At 64.3% G+C, this 17,676-nt stretch carries 14 protein-coding genes; 7 read left to right on the top strand and 7 right to left on the bottom strand.

Annotated elements, in window-relative coordinates; translation table 11 throughout:
• Positions 1-31 precede the first annotated feature (31 nt).
• The 3 genes from AUJ55_01725 to AUJ55_01715 are packed head-to-tail and all read left to right on the top strand — an operon-like array spanning position 32 to position 3,503.
• Positions 32-1,438: a hypothetical protein gene (locus AUJ55_01725; GenBank protein ID OIO60992.1), complete on the top strand. Its 1,407-nt coding sequence runs from the start codon at positions 32-34 to the stop codon at positions 1,436-1,438.
• On the top strand, positions 1,435-2,805 hold the full coding sequence (locus AUJ55_01720) for a hypothetical protein (protein ID OIO60991.1): 1,371 nt from the start codon (positions 1,435-1,437) through the stop codon (positions 2,803-2,805). The genes AUJ55_01725 and AUJ55_01720 overlap by 4 nt, the downstream gene beginning before the upstream one ends.
• A gap of 11 nt (positions 2,806-2,816) precedes the next feature.
• Positions 2,817-3,503 carry a tRNA (guanosine(46)-N7)-methyltransferase TrmB gene (locus AUJ55_01715; GenBank protein ID OIO60990.1) on the top strand — a complete coding sequence of 229 codons (687 nt, stop codon included), beginning with the start codon at positions 2,817-2,819 and terminating at the stop codon, positions 3,501-3,503.
• 23 nt (positions 3,504-3,526) lie between these two features.
• Here AUJ55_01715 and AUJ55_01710 read toward each other — a convergent pair whose 3' ends face one another.
• Positions 3,527-4,873: a hypothetical protein gene (locus tag AUJ55_01710; GenBank protein ID OIO60989.1), complete on the bottom strand. Its 1,347-nt coding sequence runs from the start codon at positions 4,871-4,873 to the stop codon at positions 3,527-3,529.
• A gap of 47 nt (positions 4,874-4,920) precedes the next feature.
• On the opposite strand from AUJ55_01710, the gene AUJ55_01705 reads away from it, so the two are divergent.
• The 3 genes from AUJ55_01705 (at position 4,921) to AUJ55_01695 (ending at position 10,976) form a co-directional block, all read left to right on the top strand.
• Positions 4,921-6,375 (top strand): hypothetical protein, encoded by a 1,455-nt coding sequence (locus AUJ55_01705; protein OIO60988.1) that lies wholly within the window; start codon positions 4,921-4,923, stop codon positions 6,373-6,375.
• 458 nt (positions 6,376-6,833) lie between these two features.
• Positions 6,834-8,570, top strand: a complete 1,737-nt coding sequence (locus AUJ55_01700) for a hypothetical protein (protein OIO60987.1) — start codon at positions 6,834-6,836, stop codon at positions 8,568-8,570.
• 111 nt (positions 8,571-8,681) lie between these two features.
• On the top strand, positions 8,682-10,976 hold the full coding sequence (locus tag AUJ55_01695) for a hypothetical protein (protein ID OIO60986.1): 2,295 nt from the start codon (positions 8,682-8,684) through the stop codon (positions 10,974-10,976).
• A gap of 69 nt (positions 10,977-11,045) precedes the next feature.
• Here AUJ55_01695 and AUJ55_01690 read toward each other — a convergent pair whose 3' ends face one another.
• The 6 genes from AUJ55_01690 to AUJ55_01665 form a co-directional block, all read right to left on the bottom strand.
• On the bottom strand, positions 11,046-11,762 hold the full coding sequence (locus AUJ55_01690) for a 23S rRNA (guanosine(2251)-2'-O)-methyltransferase RlmB (GenBank protein ID OIO60985.1): 717 nt from the start codon (positions 11,760-11,762) through the stop codon (positions 11,046-11,048).
• A 40-nt stretch (positions 11,763-11,802) separates the two neighbouring features.
• On the bottom strand, positions 11,803-12,852 hold the full coding sequence (locus AUJ55_01685; protein ID OIO60984.1) for a succinylglutamate desuccinylase: 1,050 nt from the start codon (positions 12,850-12,852) through the stop codon (positions 11,803-11,805).
• A 2-nt stretch (positions 12,853-12,854) separates the two neighbouring features.
• Positions 12,855-13,760, bottom strand: a complete 906-nt coding sequence (locus AUJ55_01680; protein ID OIO60983.1) for a ribosomal protein S6 modification protein — start codon at positions 13,758-13,760, stop codon at positions 12,855-12,857.
• A 140-nt stretch (positions 13,761-13,900) separates the two neighbouring features.
• On the bottom strand, positions 13,901-14,392 hold the full coding sequence (locus AUJ55_01675; GenBank protein OIO60982.1) for a ribosomal protein S6 modification protein: 492 nt from the start codon (positions 14,390-14,392) through the stop codon (positions 13,901-13,903).
• Positions 14,379-15,296, bottom strand: coding sequence for a hypothetical protein (locus AUJ55_01670; GenBank protein OIO60981.1), 918 nt, complete (start codon positions 15,294-15,296; stop codon positions 14,379-14,381). Before AUJ55_01670 ends, AUJ55_01675 begins: the two co-directional genes overlap by 14 nt.
• Positions 15,287-16,231, bottom strand: coding sequence for a hypothetical protein (locus AUJ55_01665; protein OIO60980.1), 945 nt, complete (start codon positions 16,229-16,231; stop codon positions 15,287-15,289). The genes AUJ55_01670 and AUJ55_01665 overlap by 10 nt, the downstream gene beginning before the upstream one ends.
• Positions 16,232-16,357: 126 nt before the next feature.
• On the opposite strand from AUJ55_01665, the gene AUJ55_01660 reads away from it, so the two are divergent.
• Positions 16,358-17,575 (top strand): hypothetical protein, encoded by a 1,218-nt coding sequence (locus AUJ55_01660; protein ID OIO60979.1) that lies wholly within the window; start codon positions 16,358-16,360, stop codon positions 17,573-17,575.
• Positions 17,576-17,676: the final 101 nt, after the last annotated feature.

Here is a 17,676-nt window from a genome sequence, read left to right as displayed (position 1 = left end):
TCCACCCTACCCACAGGAGTACCACGTGCGTATGACTCCAACTCCGCCGCCGTCCTCCTTTGCCCCGTTGGCCCTGCTGGCGGGCTGCCTGCTGTCTGCCGCTGCCTGGGCCGAACCGGCGATGCCCGAGATTCAGGCCAGCGATCTGACCGGGGGCAACATCGTCCACGAGCACTTTGCCAACGGCTTGGATTTATTGATTCAAGAGGACCATAAGGCGCCGGTGGCGGTGGTGCAGGTGTGGTACCGGGTCGGCGCGGTCGACGAACCGACCGGCTGGACCGGGATCAGCCACATGCTCGAACACATGATGTTCAAGGGGACCCAGAAGCACGGTGCGGGGCAGTACTCTCGGATCATCGCCGGCGAGGGGGGGAGCGAAAACGCCTTCACTACCGCCGATGCCACCGCCTACTTTGCCAAGGTTGCCTCCGATCGTTTGCCGGTGGTCATGGCGCTCGAAGCCGACCGCATGGCCAACCTGTTGCTCGATGCCGAGGAGTTTGCCAAAGAGCGGATGGTGGTCGCCGAAGAGCGGCACATGCGCACCGACGACAACCCCGACAGCCTGCTCTACGAACAACTCCAGGCCGCCGCCTATCAGGTCTACCCCTACCACCACCCGGTGATCGGTTGGCCCGGCGACATCACCGGCTGGAGCCACGAACAGTTGGTCGACTGGTATCAACGCTTTTACGACCCGGCCAACGCCACGGTTGTGGTGGTTGGCGATGTCGATCCGGCCCAAACCATTGCGCTGGCCCGCAAAACCTTCGGCGCGGTCGCCCACCGCCGCGACGTCCCCCCCTTGGCGCAGCGCCCCCTGCGCAGCGAACCCGACCCCATGGGACCGCGCGATATCACCCTGCACCGCCCCGCTCAACTGGGAACCGTCTACCGGGGTTGGCTGGGGCCGGAGCCGAGTGCGCGGGGCGACATCGACGCCATGATGGTCGCCTGCCACATCCTGGCCGGGGGGGAAACCGCCCGCTTGGTTAAAAAACTTTCTCGTGAGCAGGAGCTGGCCTTCGGCGTTGGCATCGGCATCTCCCCCCTAACCCGGGGGCGTGACCTCGTCACCCTGTCGGGAGGGCTACGCCCCGAGGTCGATCCCACCACCTTTTTGGCGCAGGCCCAAGCTGAAATCGCCAAGCTCGGTCGGGAGGGGCCGAACGAGGAGGAGCTGGCCAAGGCCCGCATCGCGGTGGAGGCCGACGAGGTGTTTTCTCGCGATTCAGTCTTCTACCAAGCCATGAAAATCGGTCAGGTCGTCAGTATCGGCCAGCCCCTGTCGGAGCTTGACCGTATGCTCTCCGGCATCCGCGCCGTCACCAAGCAGGACGTGCAGCGGGTGGTCCGCCGCTACTTAGACCCTCAGAAGGCGATCACCGCCACCCTGATTCCCGAAATGCCCACCGCCGGGGAGGCCCAACCATGATCCGCCGCTTCCCGCTTGTCGGACTGCTTCTGGCTACGCTGCTGCCCCTGGTCCCCCTGGCCCAAGCCGACGAAACCACCCCTGCCGACGCCGTCACTCCGTCGCTTCCCACCGCGCCGAGCAACCGCCCTGTGGCGTGGGGGCTGGACAACGGCATGACCGTGGTTTTGATGGAAAACCATGCCAACCCGATGGTCGCGGTGCGGCTGCTCCTACCGGCTGGCGCCTCGCGGGAGCCCGAGGGGCAAGCGGGGCTGGCGGCATTAACCGAGGCGCTGCTTTGGGAGGGGAGCCACGATCATCCGGGGCTTGAGCTGATGCAGGCCTTTGAATCGCTGGGGATTCGGGCCAACGGCGGGGTCGGGCGCGACACCACCACCGTGTCGGTCACCGCCCTGTCCCGCGAGGGGGGCCAAGCCATGGCGCTACTGGCCGAAACGGTGGGCACCCCCAACTTCGACCCCGCCGATGTCGACCGCATCAAGGGAGACCTGGGGGCGGCGCGGCGCAAATCGCTTGAAGATCCCGACACCGAGGCGGCGATGCTTTTTAGGGCGCAGCTTTTTGCCGGTCACCCCTACGCCCATGACCCCGATGGCACCGTGGAGGGAATCGCCGCCCGCAGCCGCGACGAGATCGTCGCCTTCCACAACCGCTTCTACACCCCCCAGGGGGCGGTGCTGGTGGTGGCGGGCGATGTCGACCGCCCCACCCTGGATCAATGGCTCGCCCCCCTGGACGGCTGGAAAGGGCCGCTCGTCGCCCCAATCCCCCGCCTGCCCAACTGGAGCAAACCCCAGGCGCAGACGGCGACCCGGGATTTGTCGCAATCGACCATCCTCATGGGCTTTTTGACCATCGACCGGGGCGACCCCGACTACCCCGCCCTTTATGTGGCCAACTACATCCTGGGGGGGGGGGGCTTCACCAGCCGCATCCTGCATGAAATCCGCGAAAAACGGGGGCTGGCCTACTCGGCCTACAGCTACCTCACCGGCGGCAACGCCGGAGGCGCCTTCATCGCCGGTGCGCAAACCAAAAACGCCACCCGCGACGAAGCGACTGCCCTGCTCCGCCGCGAGATCGTGCGCATGGCGGCCGACGGCCCCAGCCAAGAGGAGTTCGACGCCGCCATCCGCTACCTGACCGGCTCCTTCCCGGTACAAATGGACACCCTATCAAAAGTGGCCGACCGGATTGCCGTCGACCAATTCCAGGGACTGGGTGCCGACGGTCCCTGGCGCTTTTTGGAGCAAATCCGCGCCCTGACCCTAGATCAGGTTCGGGCAGTGGCGCGCAAGCATTTCCATCCCGATCAAATTGTCGCCATCACCGTCGGCGGCACGGTCGCCCCCTCCACCCCATAGCCTTGATCCCCATGACCGACATCGACACCGCCGCGCCCCCCGCCACCACCAAAACCTACGGTCGCAAAGGGGGGCATCTTTCGGCCCGCAAAAAGGGGTTGATCGCACAGACCCTGCCCGACTACCTGGTCCCCGAAACAGGCCTTGAGGACAAACGGCCCATCGTGCTGGAGATCGGTTTCGGCGGGGGGGAAAACCTACTGGCCAATCTGCTGCGTTTTCCCGATCACCTGCACATCGGGGTCGAAATCTACCAGCGGGGCCTTGCGCAGATGATCGATCAAGCGGTCGCGGCGGGGGTTGAGGGGCGGCTGAAGCTCTATCAGGGGGCGGCCCAAGATCTTTTGCCCCTCCTGCCCAAGGGGCAGCTGCACCGGGTTTCGATCCTCTTTGCCGACCCCTGGCCCAAGGCGCGCCATCACAAGCGGCGGATCGTGCAAACACCCTTCATGCAGGCGATCGGCTCGGCGCTGGCGCCTGGGGGCTTGCTGATTTTGGCCACCGACTGGGAGGAATACGCCCAGCACATGCTTGAGGTACTCGACGAGGTGGCGCTGCTCGAAAACCAGGCTGGACGCGGACAATTCTGGGGCAATCACTACGACGACCGAATCGAAACCCGGTTCGAGCGCAAGGGCAAACGGGCGGGGAGGGAGATCTTCGATCTGCGCTACAAGCGGTCGACGACCGTCTCGTAACATCGGGTAACAACGGGTGGAGGTCATCCTTTGGCGCGCCCCGCCAGCAAACCTGCCTGACGCAGCAAAGGGGCAATGGGTTCGCCCTCGCGCCAACGCCCTAGAAACGCGGCGCGGCGCAGCAGGGTCAGCCCCCGTCCCACCGCCGGTCCCGGTCGGACACCTGCGGCCAGCAAATGCCCTCCCGACAACATCGGGATCTGCCCCCAACGGTCGAGGGCGGCGCGAAAGGGCATCCCCGCCGTGAAAAGGGGCGGAGATGGCTCCCCCTCCCCCGCAGCAACCCGACCCTGGCTGTCGGCCTGGGCCAGCAGAAAGAGCAGTTCGGGGCAAGGGTGGCCATCGAGCAGCCGCCACCACCCGGTCAAACTGGCCCCATCGCGGGCCAACGCCATCGGGCGGCCATGGTCGGCGACCAAACGGACCGTCCACCCCACCACCCGGTTGCCCAATCCCCACCCCTTCAGTCGACTTTGAGTTAAATCCCGGGAAACCGCCTCGTGACCGTGCGCCCGCCAGCGCCCCAACTCCCAGCGGGTGGTGATCGCCTTGCCCACATCGTGAAATAGGGCTGAGAGCATCAGCACTCCAAGGGCTCCCCTCTCAAGCCCTTGGCCAAGCTGAGCCGCCCGGTCCAGCACCTGACCGGTGTGGATCCAGACATCCCCCTCGGGGTGATAATCGGCCCGCTGCGCCACCCCTTGCAGCGCCGCCACCTCGGGAATCGCACGGATGGCGCCGCTGTCCGCCCAAAGATCCAACCCCTTACCCGGCGCCGCCGACTGGGTCAGCCAAGCAAGCACCTCGCGCCCGACGCGCTCCCCTGCCGCCAAACCCGGATCGACCGCCCGCGCCCAGGCCAAGGTGGCCGGATCGACCTGAAAATCCAACCCTGAGGCCAAGCGGGCCAGACGCAGCACCCGGACCGGATCGCGGACCAACGCCCCCGCCCCCGTAGCCCGCACGATCCCCCGGCGCAGATCGGCTTGACCCCCAAGCGGGTCGATCACCTCCTCAATACCCCAGCGGCTGTAGAGGGCGTTGAGGGTGAAATCGCGCTGCAACGCCTCATGCCGCAGCGCCTCCTCGACCGGTTGCCCCGGTTCTCGGGGCCAGACGGTCAGATCGATCCCCCTTCCCCGCCAAGCCCGACCGCCGTTGCGTCCCACCACCGGCGCGAGTCCCGCCTGGGTCAGACGCCCCCCCGCCCCCTCGGGGTCGGGGGTGAGTAGCACCCCATCCACATCGGCTGGCGTTCGCCCCAGCAAACGATCACGCACCGAGCCACCCACCTGAAACAGGGCCTCGCCATCGCGCAGCTCAATTTTTTGCTGGAACCGATTCATCGCTTGACCGTCCACCCCGATCAATACCCAATGATTTCACTCTACTATTCTAGGGGCTGCGCGTTGAACTTGTGCCCAGCACCAGTCGCGACATCGCCAAGGACATCAACATGAGCCTGACCCGCCAAGAGCTGGAGACCTTACTGAACCAACCCCGCGAAGGGGAGGCTCCTCTGAATTTAAGCGACCGCGATCTGAGCGGTTTGGATCTTTCGAACCTCGATTTACAGGGCGCAATTCTGAGCGGCTGTGACCTGCGCGGCGCCAATCTGAGCCACACCAAGCTGGTCTGGGCCAATCTTGAGGATGCCAATTTTGAAGATGCCAACCTACGCAACGCCGATCTACGTGGTGCCCGCGCCCCCGATGCCGATTTGTCGTGCGCCGACCTGCGCGATGCCAACTTGACCAACGCGGTGTTCAGGGGGGCCGACCTTACCTTTGCCTCCCTATCGGGGGCGACCCTGCTCGGGACCGATTTTTCTCACGCCAAACTCGACCGGGCCGACCTGAGCCGCACCGATTTTTCATCGGCCAAGCTGGAGGGGACATCGCTCAGCGGGGTCAAGGAGCTGTTCCATCGCCCGGAAGACCCCCTAGAGGCGGGGATACAGGTCATCAGGGGCGACATCCCGGTCACCTACGGCATCACCCTGTCTCCCTCCGGCAGGTCGTTCAACTGCGGCAGCGACCAAACCCTGCTCGACGCCGCCCAAAAAGGGGGGATCGAGATTCCCGCCGATTGCGCCTCGGGATCGTGCGGCCAGTGCAAAACCAAGGTGTTGGCGGGGCGTTACGAGACGGTGGGGCTGCTCCCCTGGGCCCTGAGCGCTGAAGAGAAAGCCGACAACATCACCCTGCTGTGCCGCACCTTCCCCCGCTCCCACATGACGGTCTCGGTGCGGGGTGCCACCAACCTGCCCACCGACGCCGTCATGGCCGAAATCGACGCCACCGCCGGATCGAACGAGGGACCCAAGGTGCGGTTGACCCTGCGCGGCGAGCTCCCCGCCAACACCGGAGCGCTCACCCTGATGCTGCCGGGGCTGCCCCCCCGCCGGGCTCGGCTCGACGCGGTGCGAGGCGACAGCGCGCAGCTCACCGTGCTGGAGGGGGGCGACAGTGGGCTCTTTGTCGGAGCGGTGGTGGCGCTCAGCGCCCAAATCCCCACTGGCGTCACCTGCGCCAAAGACGAATACCAGCTGCAACCGCTGATTCAAAAGGCCACCTGGGCTGCGGTGTTGGTCACCAGCCCCGGCTGCGGCAGTTGCAAAGCCTATGAGGCGCTCTGGCCCCGCTTGGGGGCGCGGATGCCCAACGACATGCTGTTGGCCACCGTCGAGGGGGGCAACGCCAGCCAGCTCACCGCCGAATGGGAGGTTTTCCACCTACCGGCCCTGCTGCTCTACCGCAAAGGGGAGCCTTGGTCCTCCATCGAAGAGCAGCCCGATCTCGATATTCTAGCCCTCGCCTTCGCCAAGGCGATGGCGGCCCCCCCAAACTTCGACCCGCTCCACACCCACTAAGGGAGCGCTGATTGATTCAGCGCTTCCGAGCAGCCCACGGATGGGCCGCCAAAATCAGGAACGTCAGTAGGAGGCGACCCCGTCCCGAAGCTCTGCTGATTTTGCAAGCGAAGCAAAAACCATCGCCGCTTCAGGGCGCCTACTTTTGGTTTTTGCCAGGCGTGCTGATTCAAGGCAAAACTCCGTCATTGAAGCGCCTGTAAATCCCACCTGTCCCCCCTTCAACTAGGGGGGGACGCTCACGGGAGGCGTTCGGGTCGAGCTCATCGGCGTATCCCCACAACACCTGAACCGGGATTGTTGGGGGCTATCGCCCCCTCATCGCCCCCCAAATATCGGTATTGCAGGGATCAGTTTGGATGAATGGCGGTAATGCTCTTTCGGGATAAGAAAAAATTGGGATAATCGGCCTTGAAGCCCTGTGGTAATTTCCCGATTTTTCCTGCTTGGAGCCGTCCATGGCCGAACTTCGACGTTCGCTTGCCGCCGCCCTTTCTCTGTTCCTCCCCATCGCCTTTGGCGTTGGACAGGCTGAGGGGTCGGATTGGATCCCCGTGAAGCAGGATACCCGCGCAGGACTGGAACAATCGCTGCGCTTGTCGTTGCAAAAGGTGCAGACCTTCTCTTCACCAGGCGACGATCAGGAGGCGCTCAAGGCCCTGGGCAAAGAGGCCGATCAGCTCAACGCCGAATACCGGCAGCGCATGAGCCAGTACGAGGCCTTCCAGGCGGTGCAGTCCCGCTACGACACTCTGGCCCAGCGACTGCAAACCGCCATCGACAACCGCGACAACCTGGCCCGCCGGGTCGATGCCACCTCGACCGCCATTGACCAGGTCGGCAAGCGGATCGAGCAATTCCACAAAGACATCGCCGCCCGTCAGGCTGAACTCCAGGCCTACCTCAAAGAGTTCCATTGGGGCGACATCTTGGTCGCCTCGGTCTACACCCGTGGCCTGTTCGACACCGATCGCTCGTTGAACACCTTCGCCGACGACGCCGCCGAAATTCCCCTGATGCAAGCCAAGACCAGCCTGGGCGGCAACGCCCGCGACCGGGTCAACCAACAGATGGGGGCCGATTATCTCGGCAACCTGGGCGATGGCGCGATGCTTTGGACCGGAGAGCAGCCGCTACGCATTCAAATCGACGCCGGGACCAAAGGGACCACCTTCCTGCGTTTGAAGCGATTTGCCTACTTCCCCTTCCGGGCCGACGACGGCAACACCAGGAAGGGACGCCCCTCCGACCGGGTTAAGGTGCAGCTGATCCGCTCGATGGGTGATCTCGACGCCCTGCTGAGCGATGCCGGTTATCAATCGGGGGTTCTCGATCTATCGGCCTCTCGCGCCGCCATCGACGCCACCGAGTCGTTCAACGCCCTACAACCCAAGGCGCTGGGCGACACCCTGGATTCCCACAACCACTTCATCGAAGACCTCAAGCGCTCCATCCGGGCCGCTGAGAACGAGAAAGAGCTGTTGACCGGGCTGCTCAAAACCCAGAAAGAGAAGCTGGCCACCTTCGAGCAGGCACGGCAGGCCGCCGCGCTGGAATTCCGGGGGATTCAGGAGCAGTACGAGAAGGAGGAGGCCCGGATGACCAAGATCGACCCCAGCTGGGAGGGGGTTGTGGTGCGGGCCTTTCACGGCGAGCTCGATGGCTTAACCAGCCCCTATCAGGCGGCGCTGCGCTCGGTGCTCGACGGCAGCAAATGGGTGCAACAAGAGGCGCTGCGCATGTACGCCCAGAGCGGCAAAGATGATGGCCGTCCGACCCAACTGCCCGACCTCAACGTCACCAGTCTGCGGATGTTGTCGCTGATGAACGACGGCGACGGGGTGACCATCCGGGTCGCCTTCCGGGTGAAAGAGGACCGTTCCCGTCCGAACCTCCCGCCGCCCCCCCCCGCCTTGATGCCCAAAGGGGACGAGTCGGTCGGCAGCGCGATTGACGACCCCTTGGTCGCCGACAACGCCGCCATGGCCAAAGGTCGCCTGACCCTCTATCCCGAGCCCGTCGAGGCCAAAATCCGGGTGATGAACATCGTCCCCCGCTACGTCCCCGGCATCGCTTTGTCGTGCGGTCGTTACGACGTGGAGGTCAGCGCCGAAGGGTACCAAACCTGGCGGCAGTGGATCCGGGTTTGCGGTGCCGATGTCAGCATGCGGGTGAAGTTGATTCCCGATAAATAAGTCCAGCCATGCAACAGGCCCCCCTTTCGAGGGGGGCTTTTTTTTCATCCCTTCCCCACCGACCCGACACAACCCCGCCGTACCCCATTTTCAAGGACACACGGAGTGGACATGAACCTTTCTCGTCACGCAGCGCTGCTGGCTTGCGTCGCGTTGCTCCTGAGCAGCTGCATCGGCGGCAATCAGGCCAGCACCACGACCCCCTCTGCCAACACCATGACCCAGGGCCCGACCGGACCTCAAGGCCCCGCCGGCGTCAACGGCAACACCATCCTCAGCGGCACCGGCGCACCCTCCAACACTTTGGGCGTTGAGGGCGACTTCTACCTCGATACCGCCACCGCCCTGCTGTACGGACCCAAAACCGCCGCCGGGTGGGGAGGCGGGGTCTCCCTGCAGGGGCCGACCGGTGTCAACGGCAACACCATTCTAAACGGGGTCGGTGCGCCTAGCCCGTCGCTGGGCGCTCTCGGCGACCTGTATCTCGATACCGCCAACGCAACCTTCTACGGCCCCAAGGGGGCAACCGGATGGGGAACGGGCATCGCCTTGCTTACCCCATCGACCCTGGTCAATACCGGTACCGCGCCGCAATGGACGGTGCGGTATCGAGCCGGAATGCCGTCGATGAACTACGCGACACTACGCCACAACGGTAGTCAGTGGTTGTATATGGGATGTGGCAATCAGACCGGCCAACACACCGCAGCAACCAGCCAAGACGGCCACCGTTGGAACAGCTCTCTTCTGACTACGAACTGCAATACCACTCAACTCGTCTCTTGGGGAGCCAATCAGTGGCTGGGCATTGTGAACAACGGAGCGATCTCCTCCACACTCTCCCAAAATGGGCAAAACTGGAGTAATCCAACGTTTATCAATATCGACGGCGTGTCCTCTTTATCCTTGTTCTCCTCCCCCACAATCCAATCGCTCGATTACGGTACGACCCGGTGGGTTATGACGGCCTTTATAAACGGCGCGTCCAAATTTCTGAATTCAAGCGACGGCCTGAACTGGATCTCCTCTGCACCAGTGGATGCAAACAACAACCCGGCGTCGGTCAGTACCGCCGTCTTCGATGGCGCGACATGGCTGGCCGTCGGTTCGGCTTTAGGAGCAGCAGTGAGCTGGACCTCCTCCGACGGCGTCGCCTGGACCCCTCATGCCGTTGCCCAAGTCCTGTCGTTCAATAGCCTGACCAATGGCGGCGGACTCTGGGTTGCGCAGGGCATCGATGCGCTGGGACAAGCCGGGATCTTCACGTCGCCCGACGGCCTCTCCTGGACCCTCGCCACCCTCCCCGCAGGCTTGGTTGGGATGAACAGCCAAATTACCTATGGCAACGGCCTGTGGATCGCCAGCGGCTGGGACAGCGCCAGCAATGTATGGCTCACCTCCAACAACGGCGCCGTTTGGACGGCTCAAGGAGCGACCCCCAAAAGGGGAACCCCCAGCGATCTAGCCTTTGGCGGAGGACTCTGGGTCGCAGCCATCAACGGTTCGGGGTACACCTCCGCCGATGGGCTGGCATGGACCGCCATCGGGGGCGGCATCAAAACCCTCAAACAGGGTGGTCAAGGTTGGATGGCCGTCGACACCAGTGGGCTACTGGCCTCCAGCGACGGGATGCAATGGCAACCCGGAACATTCCCCCTCGGATTCACCCCCAATGGCGGCCTGAACTACAACGGCTCGTATTGGGTGGCCAGTGCCGACAGCGCCAACGGAACCTCGCTGCTGCAAAGCATCGATGGCTCGGTATGGCAGTTGGGCACCCCGTCCTTACCCTTGACCCGGTTGATGGCCATTGGATGGAACGGCGTAGAGTGGTTGGCTCTGCAGATGGACATTTTTAGCCACACCACTCAAGTCCTCACCTCCAGCGATGGTCTGAGCTGGCAGGCCACACCGTCGGGAACAGTCCAATCCTTTATGGGATACAACGACCCCATCTGGGAGGGGACACAATGGCGTGCCCGCTCTCTCTTGACCTCACCCAACGGGGTCAATTGGAGTCTGGATCCCGTCGTCCAAAGTCTTGGAATTGGTTCAACCGCCACCCTCTCCGGAACGACATTGGGGAGTTCAGCCACAACCGGGATTTGGTCCACCACGGACGGCCAAACCTGGACCCAGGCGACCACGGCCACCATGGGCTATGTCATGTCGACCGGGCGTCGTTTCGCTGGGGTTGGTTCTATAAGCCAGGGATATTTCTACACCTTTTCGACCCTTGCCCTATCGAACGACGGCGCTCATTGGAGCGTCGCCCCGATGAACTTGCCGCTCGAAGTACCCTCCACATGCGCCCTGACGGGGCTATCCGAAGACGCCTCGGGCATGTTGATCGCCGGGCTCGACTGCAACGGCGAGTCGATCATCATGACGGCCCCATTCCCCTAAACGGCCCCAACGCAAAGGGGCCGGTCCCTCCCGGGACCGGCCCCTTTGCCGTCTCTTCCCCCAAACCCGTTACCTTCTCTGCCGCACCGCCTCAAAGAGCAACACCCCCGCCGCCACCGAAACATTGAGCGACTCGGCCCCCGCCATGGGGATCGCAACCGCCCCATCGCAGCGCTTACGCACCAAAGGGCGCACCCCCTCCCCCTCGGCCCCCAACACCAGCGCGGTTTTGCCCTTTAGATCGACCCGGTCCCAGGGGGCGGCCCCATCCCCAGCGGCGGCCCAGACCATGAATCCCTCTTGCTGCAACTGCTCCACCGTCCGGGCCAGATTGGTCACCTGAACCAGCGGCATCCGCATGGCGGTCCCGGCGCTGGCCTTCACCGCGATGGCCGACAGCGGGGCGCGGCGATCCTTGGGGACGATCACCCCATGCCCCCCCGCCGCCGCCACACTGCGGATGATCGCTCCCAGATTATGGGGATCGGTCACCCCGTCGAGCAGCACCACCAATGGGTCGACCGGCAGGGTTTCGAGCCAGTCTTCGAGCTCAAGCGGGGGCGGCGCCTGACGCAAGGTGGCGACGATCCCCTGGTGCACCCCCCCCTCGGCGAGGCGGTCGAGCTCTTTGAGCGGCACCTCTTTGACCCCCACCCCCTGTTTGCGGGCGGCGGCCACCAGCTCCTGTAAACGGGGATGGCGTTTGCCCTCGCGCACCCAGAGTCGATCAAGCTGCCCCTCTTCCAGGGCGGCGGTGATGGGGTGAATACCGAACAACGAATCCATAACCTACCTCTAAAATCGCATCAAAAACGGCACATGGGGCTTATGCCGTGTCGCTCGGGGGTTCGAACCCCCCTGAAACCTCATTCATCGCCTCGGCCTGTACCGCCTCCACCACGGCGGCGGCCTGAGTTGGGCGGTCGAAACGGGCGACATGAAAAAGCGCCTCCCCCTCGTAAACCAGGGGAACTTGCACCCGTCCGATGACGATGCCGTCGACGCTGGCAACGACCGGCTGCTCCCGTTCGCCGAAGGGGTCGCTCACCATGGCCAGCACCTGTCCCTTATGCACCCGAACCCCCAGGGGGAGTGGCGCCCGCATCACCCCGCTCATCGGTGCGCGCACCCAGGTCGAGGCGGTCGCCACGTGGGGGGTGTGCTTCGGATCGCGGCGCACCTCGTCGGGCAACATCCCCAAGGCGCGCATAACGTTGAGAATCCCCCGTACCCCAATGCGGATCGAGGTCTCATCAAAGCGCAGCGCCTCCCCCCCTTCGTAGAGCAGCATCGGCAGCCCCTGATCGCGCACTGCGCTGCGCAGGGAGCCGTCGCGCACATCCGAATCGATGATGACCGGCGCCCCGAAGATGCGGGCCAGCCGTTCGGTTTCGGGGTCTTCGAGGCAGGCGCGGACCTGGGGCAGGTTGATCCGGGGGCCAGCGCCGGTGTGGATGTCGATGCCGTGGGTGGCGTTGGCGACCACCTCTTGCATTAAGATCGCCGCCACCCGAGACGCCATTGAGCCCGACTCGGAGCCGGGGAAGGAGCGGTTGAGGTCGCGCCGGTCGGGCAGGTAACGGGAGTGCTGGATGAAGCCGTAGACGTTGACCACCGGCACCGCAATCAGACTGCCGCGCAGCCGTTTCAGGGCCGAGTGGCGCAGTAGGCGGCGAATGACCTCAACCCCGTTGATCTCCTCACCGTGCAGCACCCCGGTCACGAAGAGGGTCGATCCAGGTCGTTTGCCCCGCACCACCTGGACCGGCATGTTCAGAGCGGCGTGGGTATAGAGGGCCGGTAAGACCAAATCGATGGTGGCCCGCCCGCCACGCGGAACCGCCACCCCGCCGATGACCAGATCGCCCTTGGCCATGGTCAGCCCTGCCCCCGGGTGCGGGTGCGATTGGGGCGGGCATTTTTTTCGAGGAATTCGATGATGAGCCCGGCGATGTCTTTGCCGGTGGCCGCCTCTATTCCCTCCAACCCCGGCGAGGAATTCACCTCCATTACCACCGGACCGTGGTTGGAGCGCAGCAGATCGACCCCGCAGACGTTCAGACCCATGGTTTTGGCGGCCCGTACCGCAGTCGAGCGCTCCTCGGGGGTGATGCGAATCAGCTGCGCCTTGCCCCCCCGGTGCAGATTGGAGCGAAAGTCCCCCTCTTTGCCCTGACGCATCATGGTGGCCACCACCTTTTCGCCAATCACGAAGCAGCGGATGTCGGCCCCCCCCGCCTCTTTGATGTACTCCTGCACCAAGATGTTGGCCTTCAACCCCATGAAGGCCTGAATGACGCTTTCGCCCGCTTGTTTCGATTCGGCCAGCACGACCCCGATCCCCTGGGTCCCCTCCAGCAGCTTAATCACCACCGGCGCCCCGCCGACCATGGCCATAAGATCTTCGATGTCGTCGGGGGAGTGGGCAAACCCGGTGACCGGCAGGCCGATCCCGGCCCGGGAGAGCAACTGCAACGAGCGCAGTTTGTCGCGGGCGCGGGCAATTGCCACCGACTCGTTGGCCGAGAAAACCCCCATCATCTCGAATTGGCGCACCACAGCGGTGCCATAAAAGGTGATCGAGGCGCCGATACGGGGGATCACCGCATCGAACCCTTCGAGCCTTTCACCCCGGTAGTGAATCGAGGGATGGTGCGCGGTGATGTTCATGTAGCAACGCAGGGGATCGACAACCTTCACCTCGTGCCCACGCACCTGCCCCGCCTCGACCAGACGGCGGGTCGAGTAGAGCTTCGGGTTGCGGCTGAGGATGGCGAATTTCATCGGGAACTCCGGTGGTATGACTCAGGTAAGGGGGGATTGCGGTCTGTCTCTTCATTGAGCCCTTGCGCCGGGACGGCGCTCCTACAGGGTCTATCCCCAACGAGGGGGAGGGGGAGACCCCCTCGCTTTGGCTTTTGCGCTTATGAAGGGCCGTTTGATAAGGCCTTTACAGTGGCCGGAATGGGTTTGGGTTTGCGTCCGGTGAGGTAGGAGCGCCCCGGATCCACCATGGCCCGCCCCCGAATGGCGGTGCGGCCCAGCAGCAGCCGAAAGAGCATGTTGTTGCGTTTGGTCAGGGTGATCTCGATGGGCCAGCTCTCCCCCCCCAGCAGCAACGGGGTTTCGATCACCCACCGCTTTTCTTTGTGCCCCCCCGAGTCGCTGACCACCCGCTGATCGACCACCTCGGCGACGCAGATCCGACTTTCGGCGTGGCTGCGTTGCAAAGGGTGGATACCGAACCGCACCCACCGTTGCCCCCCCTGCCGGAAGGGTTCGATCAGGTGGGTGTGCAGCGCCGAGGTGCGAGCGCCGGTGTCGACCTTGGCCTTGATCCGGGCGATGTCGAGCTCGGGGAAGGCGACCCATTCGCGCCAACCCAAAATCAGTCGTGGCGCTTCACCCACCGCCAACCCCCTCGGGGGCCAGAACCACCCCGGCTGGGAGGGTGCGGATGTGCAGATCCTGCTGCGGAAAGGGGATCTCGAAGCCGTGTTCAATCAAGAGGTCGTGCACAACAAAGAGACACTCGCTCAACGAGCCCCCCATTCGGGTGGCCGCCTCGGCCTTGATCCAGAGCACCAGGGTGAAATCGAGGGATGAATCGCCCATGGCGGAAAACCACAGCCGGGGAGGCCGCTCGGGGTCGTCCTGAACCACGATGGGCAGCCGGACCGGCACCTGCTCCAGCATGATCCGACGCAGACGGTGAATGTCGCTGCCGTAGGCGACCGAAAAGGGGACCAACAAACGGCGCATCTCATCCGACAAGGTCCAGTTCACCACCTGATTGCTGATGAGATGGCTGTTGGGGACGATCACCTCGACCCCGTCATTGGTCAGGATGACGGTCGAGCGCACCTTGATCTGAGTGATCCGCCCCTTCAAACCGCTTTCGAGCTCGACGAAATCGCCCACCTTGATCGCCCGGTCGAAGAGCAAAATCAGCCCCGAGACGAAGTTGTTGGCGATGTTTTGCAGCCCGAAGCCGATCCCGACCGACATCGCCCCAGCCACCACCGCCAGATTGGTCAGGGTGATCCCCAGGATGCTCAAAAAGATCAGGGCCGTAACCACCAGCAGCCCGTAAAAGAGCAGCGTCGCCACGGTGTGGGCGGTGGCGGTGTGCAGGTGAAACCGGGGGGCGACCGATTCGAGAAACAGCCGTCGGGCACGCCGGGCCAGGGCGATGCCGACCAGCATCATCACCCCGGAAGAGATCAGCCCGATGCTGTCGACCGGACTGCCGCCGATGTGAAACAGGGGGGCCTTGAGTAGACCGAGCCAATGCCCCCAGGAAGCATCGATCACAACCACCTCCGCCAGCGAAAATAGGCCCCCAAGAGCGCCGCCAGTATCGCCATGCCGATCAAGGAGGCGGGGAAGCCCCAGTCGGTCTCCAAGATGCCCATGTGCTCGAAGTTCATCCCAAACACCCCGGTAATCACGGCCAGGGGGGTAAGGATCACCGTGACGGCGGCGAGGAATTTCATCACCTCGTTGAGCCGCTGTCCCAAGATCGACTGCACCGCCATCACCACCCCAATCAGGTGTTCGGCCCGTGCCTCGGCCAGATTCATGGCCCGCCTCATGTGCTCCTGGGCATCGCTCAGACGCACATGCTCGGCGAACCGCCCATCGCGCAGTAGATGCTCCAACACCAACAGGTTGTTACGGGCCGCCCGGGCTAAACGGGTCAACTCGCGCCGTTTTTCGAGCAGGGCGGGCAGGTCGGCCTTTTCGGCGTTGCCCAGCGCCTCGTCCTCGATATCTTCACTTTCGTCGATCAACACCACTACCCGGCGCAGGTGGCGGTCAAGCAGGCTATGAAGAATGCGCACCACCGCATCGATCGGGTTTTCTTCATGCAGCTTTCTCAGGTCGTAGGGCTCGGTGCAGGGCTCGGGCCAAACCAGCGCCGCCATCTGGTCGTCAAAGAACAGCGAAAAGGGGCGCACGTAGGCGGCCACCCCCTCTTGCGAGGCGATACGTAGGATCAGGTGCCGTCCCGTACCGTGCCGCTCCCACTGGGGGGGGTGATCGGGGTTGAGCAGATCGGCGACATGCAGCTCGTCTAAATCGAACCGCTCCTTCAATCCCCGGAGCAAAGCATCGGCGGGGACGGCGGCTTGGATGATTCCCGCCTCCCCTTGCAGTACCTCCTCCCATGTCATGGGGGCGCCGTCGGACCACCGAGCCGCCAGTACCTGCCCCGCCTCCAACGTCACAACCCCGTTGTCGGTTCCCGCCATCGTTGCCTCCCATCCGCGCCCATTGCCAAGAGCCGCAAGACTGCCAGATCCGGCGCCCGGCGGCACCATCGCCGCCGAACCGTCACCGTGCCATGATCCCCCCCCTGCCCCACGACCGAGGCCCGCATGACCGCCCCCCTGCTCGTCCTGACCCTCACCATGATCCTGATCGCCGTACAGCGGCTGCCGGGGGTGCAAATCAACCGCCCCGCCGGAGCGCTAACCGGAGCGGTACTGATGTTGCTGGCGACCGATCTGACCCTGGAACAGGCCAGCGCCGCCGTCCACCTACCGACCCTGGCGCTGCTGTTGGGGTTGATGATTGTGGCCCGCTACCTGGAGGAGGGGGGATGGTTGCGGGGGCTGGAGGGGGGATTGTCGCGGTGTGCGATCCACGCCCCCCGCACGCTGGCCCCCACGGTGGCGCTGGCAGCGGGGATGCTGTCGGCGCTGCTGATGAACGATACCGTTTGCTTGGCTCTGACCCCCCTGCTGACCCGGGTCTGTCTGCGGACCGGGATCGCCCCGATTCGCCCCCTGATCGCCCTGATTCTGGGCAGCAATGTCGGCAGTTTGATGCTCCCTCTGGGCAACCCGCAGCAGGCCTTCATCGCCCTGCAAGCCCCCATGACTTTCAACGGCTACGCCGCCGCCCTGGCCCCCTTGGGGGGGCTGCTGCTGGGGGCGACCGCCTTGGTGTTGTGGCTGCTTCCCCTGCACCGAAGCGACCCCATCCCTGCCTGCAATCCCGAGCTTGAGCCCGACGCGCCAGGGCGACCCAACCGGCTCGTGCCGCTCATCGCCCTCGGGCTCCTTGGGGCGCTGTTGGCTGGAGCCGACATGACCCTGGCGGTCCTTACCGCCGCCGCTCTGCTACTGCTGTTGGGCGGCGCCTCCCCCGACCGCATGCTGGCCCGGATCGATTGGCCGCTGCTTCTAATGTTTGCTGGTCTTTTTGTGGTGATGGAGGGGGTGGTGCGCAGCGGCGCCCCCGAGTCGCTTTGGCAGACGATGGCCCCCTGGATGGGGGGAGAGGGGGCCCGTCCCTTGATCGTCCTGGGTCTAACAACCCTGATCGGCTCGAACCTGGTTTCGAACGTACCCTTCGTCATGCTGGCTGCGCCGTGGATCCCCCCCTTTGCCGACCCCCAGGCCGCTTGGCGGGTGCTGGCAGCGATCTCGACCTTGGCGGGCAACCTCGCCCTGACCGGCTCAATGGCGGCTTTGATCGTCGCCGAAGCGGCTCGCAAACAGGGGGTGATCCTGGGGTTCTGGCCCTTTTTTCGTGTGGGGGCACCGCTGACCCTCCTCACCTGTACCATCGCCATGGCCTGGTTCATCTAACCGCGTGGTCGGCCCCTTGCCCTTGCAACATCCCCCGACCCCCTCGAAACTTAGGATCAGCCCCATTTCACTTCGCCCCTTGTCGATCCCTAATCCCAGGA

It is taken from the genome of Proteobacteria bacterium CG1_02_64_396, from assembly GCA_001872725.1.
GTDB lineage: Bacteria > Pseudomonadota > MNWR01 > CG1-02-64-396 > CG1-02-64-396 > CG1-02-64-396.
This window is presented reverse-complemented; position numbering and strand designations above follow the sequence as displayed.

Bases quoted from the DNA above. Each gene is read 5' to 3' on its own strand.
- AUJ55_01665 (OIO60980.1), bottom strand. From the start codon at position 16,231: ATGGCGGGAACCGACAACGGGGTTGTGACGTTGGAGGCGGGGCAGGTA.
- AUJ55_01700 (OIO60987.1), top strand. From the start codon at position 6,834: ATGGCCGAACTTCGACGTTCGCTTGCCGCCGCCCTTTCTCTGTTCCTC.
- AUJ55_01680 (OIO60983.1), bottom strand. From the start codon at position 13,760: ATGAAATTCGCCATCCTCAGCCGCAACCCGAAGCTCTACTCGACCCGC.
- AUJ55_01695 (OIO60986.1), top strand. From the start codon at position 8,682: ATGAACCTTTCTCGTCACGCAGCGCTGCTGGCTTGCGTCGCGTTGCTC.
- AUJ55_01690 (OIO60985.1), bottom strand. From the start codon at position 11,762: ATGGATTCGTTGTTCGGTATTCACCCCATCACCGCCGCCCTGGAAGAG.
- AUJ55_01720 (OIO60991.1), top strand. From the start codon at position 1,435: ATGATCCGCCGCTTCCCGCTTGTCGGACTGCTTCTGGCTACGCTGCTG.
- AUJ55_01725 (OIO60992.1), top strand. From the start codon at position 32: ATGACTCCAACTCCGCCGCCGTCCTCCTTTGCCCCGTTGGCCCTGCTG.
- AUJ55_01660 (OIO60979.1), top strand. From the start codon at position 16,358: ATGACCGCCCCCCTGCTCGTCCTGACCCTCACCATGATCCTGATCGCC.
- AUJ55_01685 (OIO60984.1), bottom strand. From the start codon at position 12,852: ATGGCCAAGGGCGATCTGGTCATCGGCGGGGTGGCGGTTCCGCGTGGC.
- AUJ55_01715 (OIO60990.1), top strand. From the start codon at position 2,817: ATGACCGACATCGACACCGCCGCGCCCCCCGCCACCACCAAAACCTAC.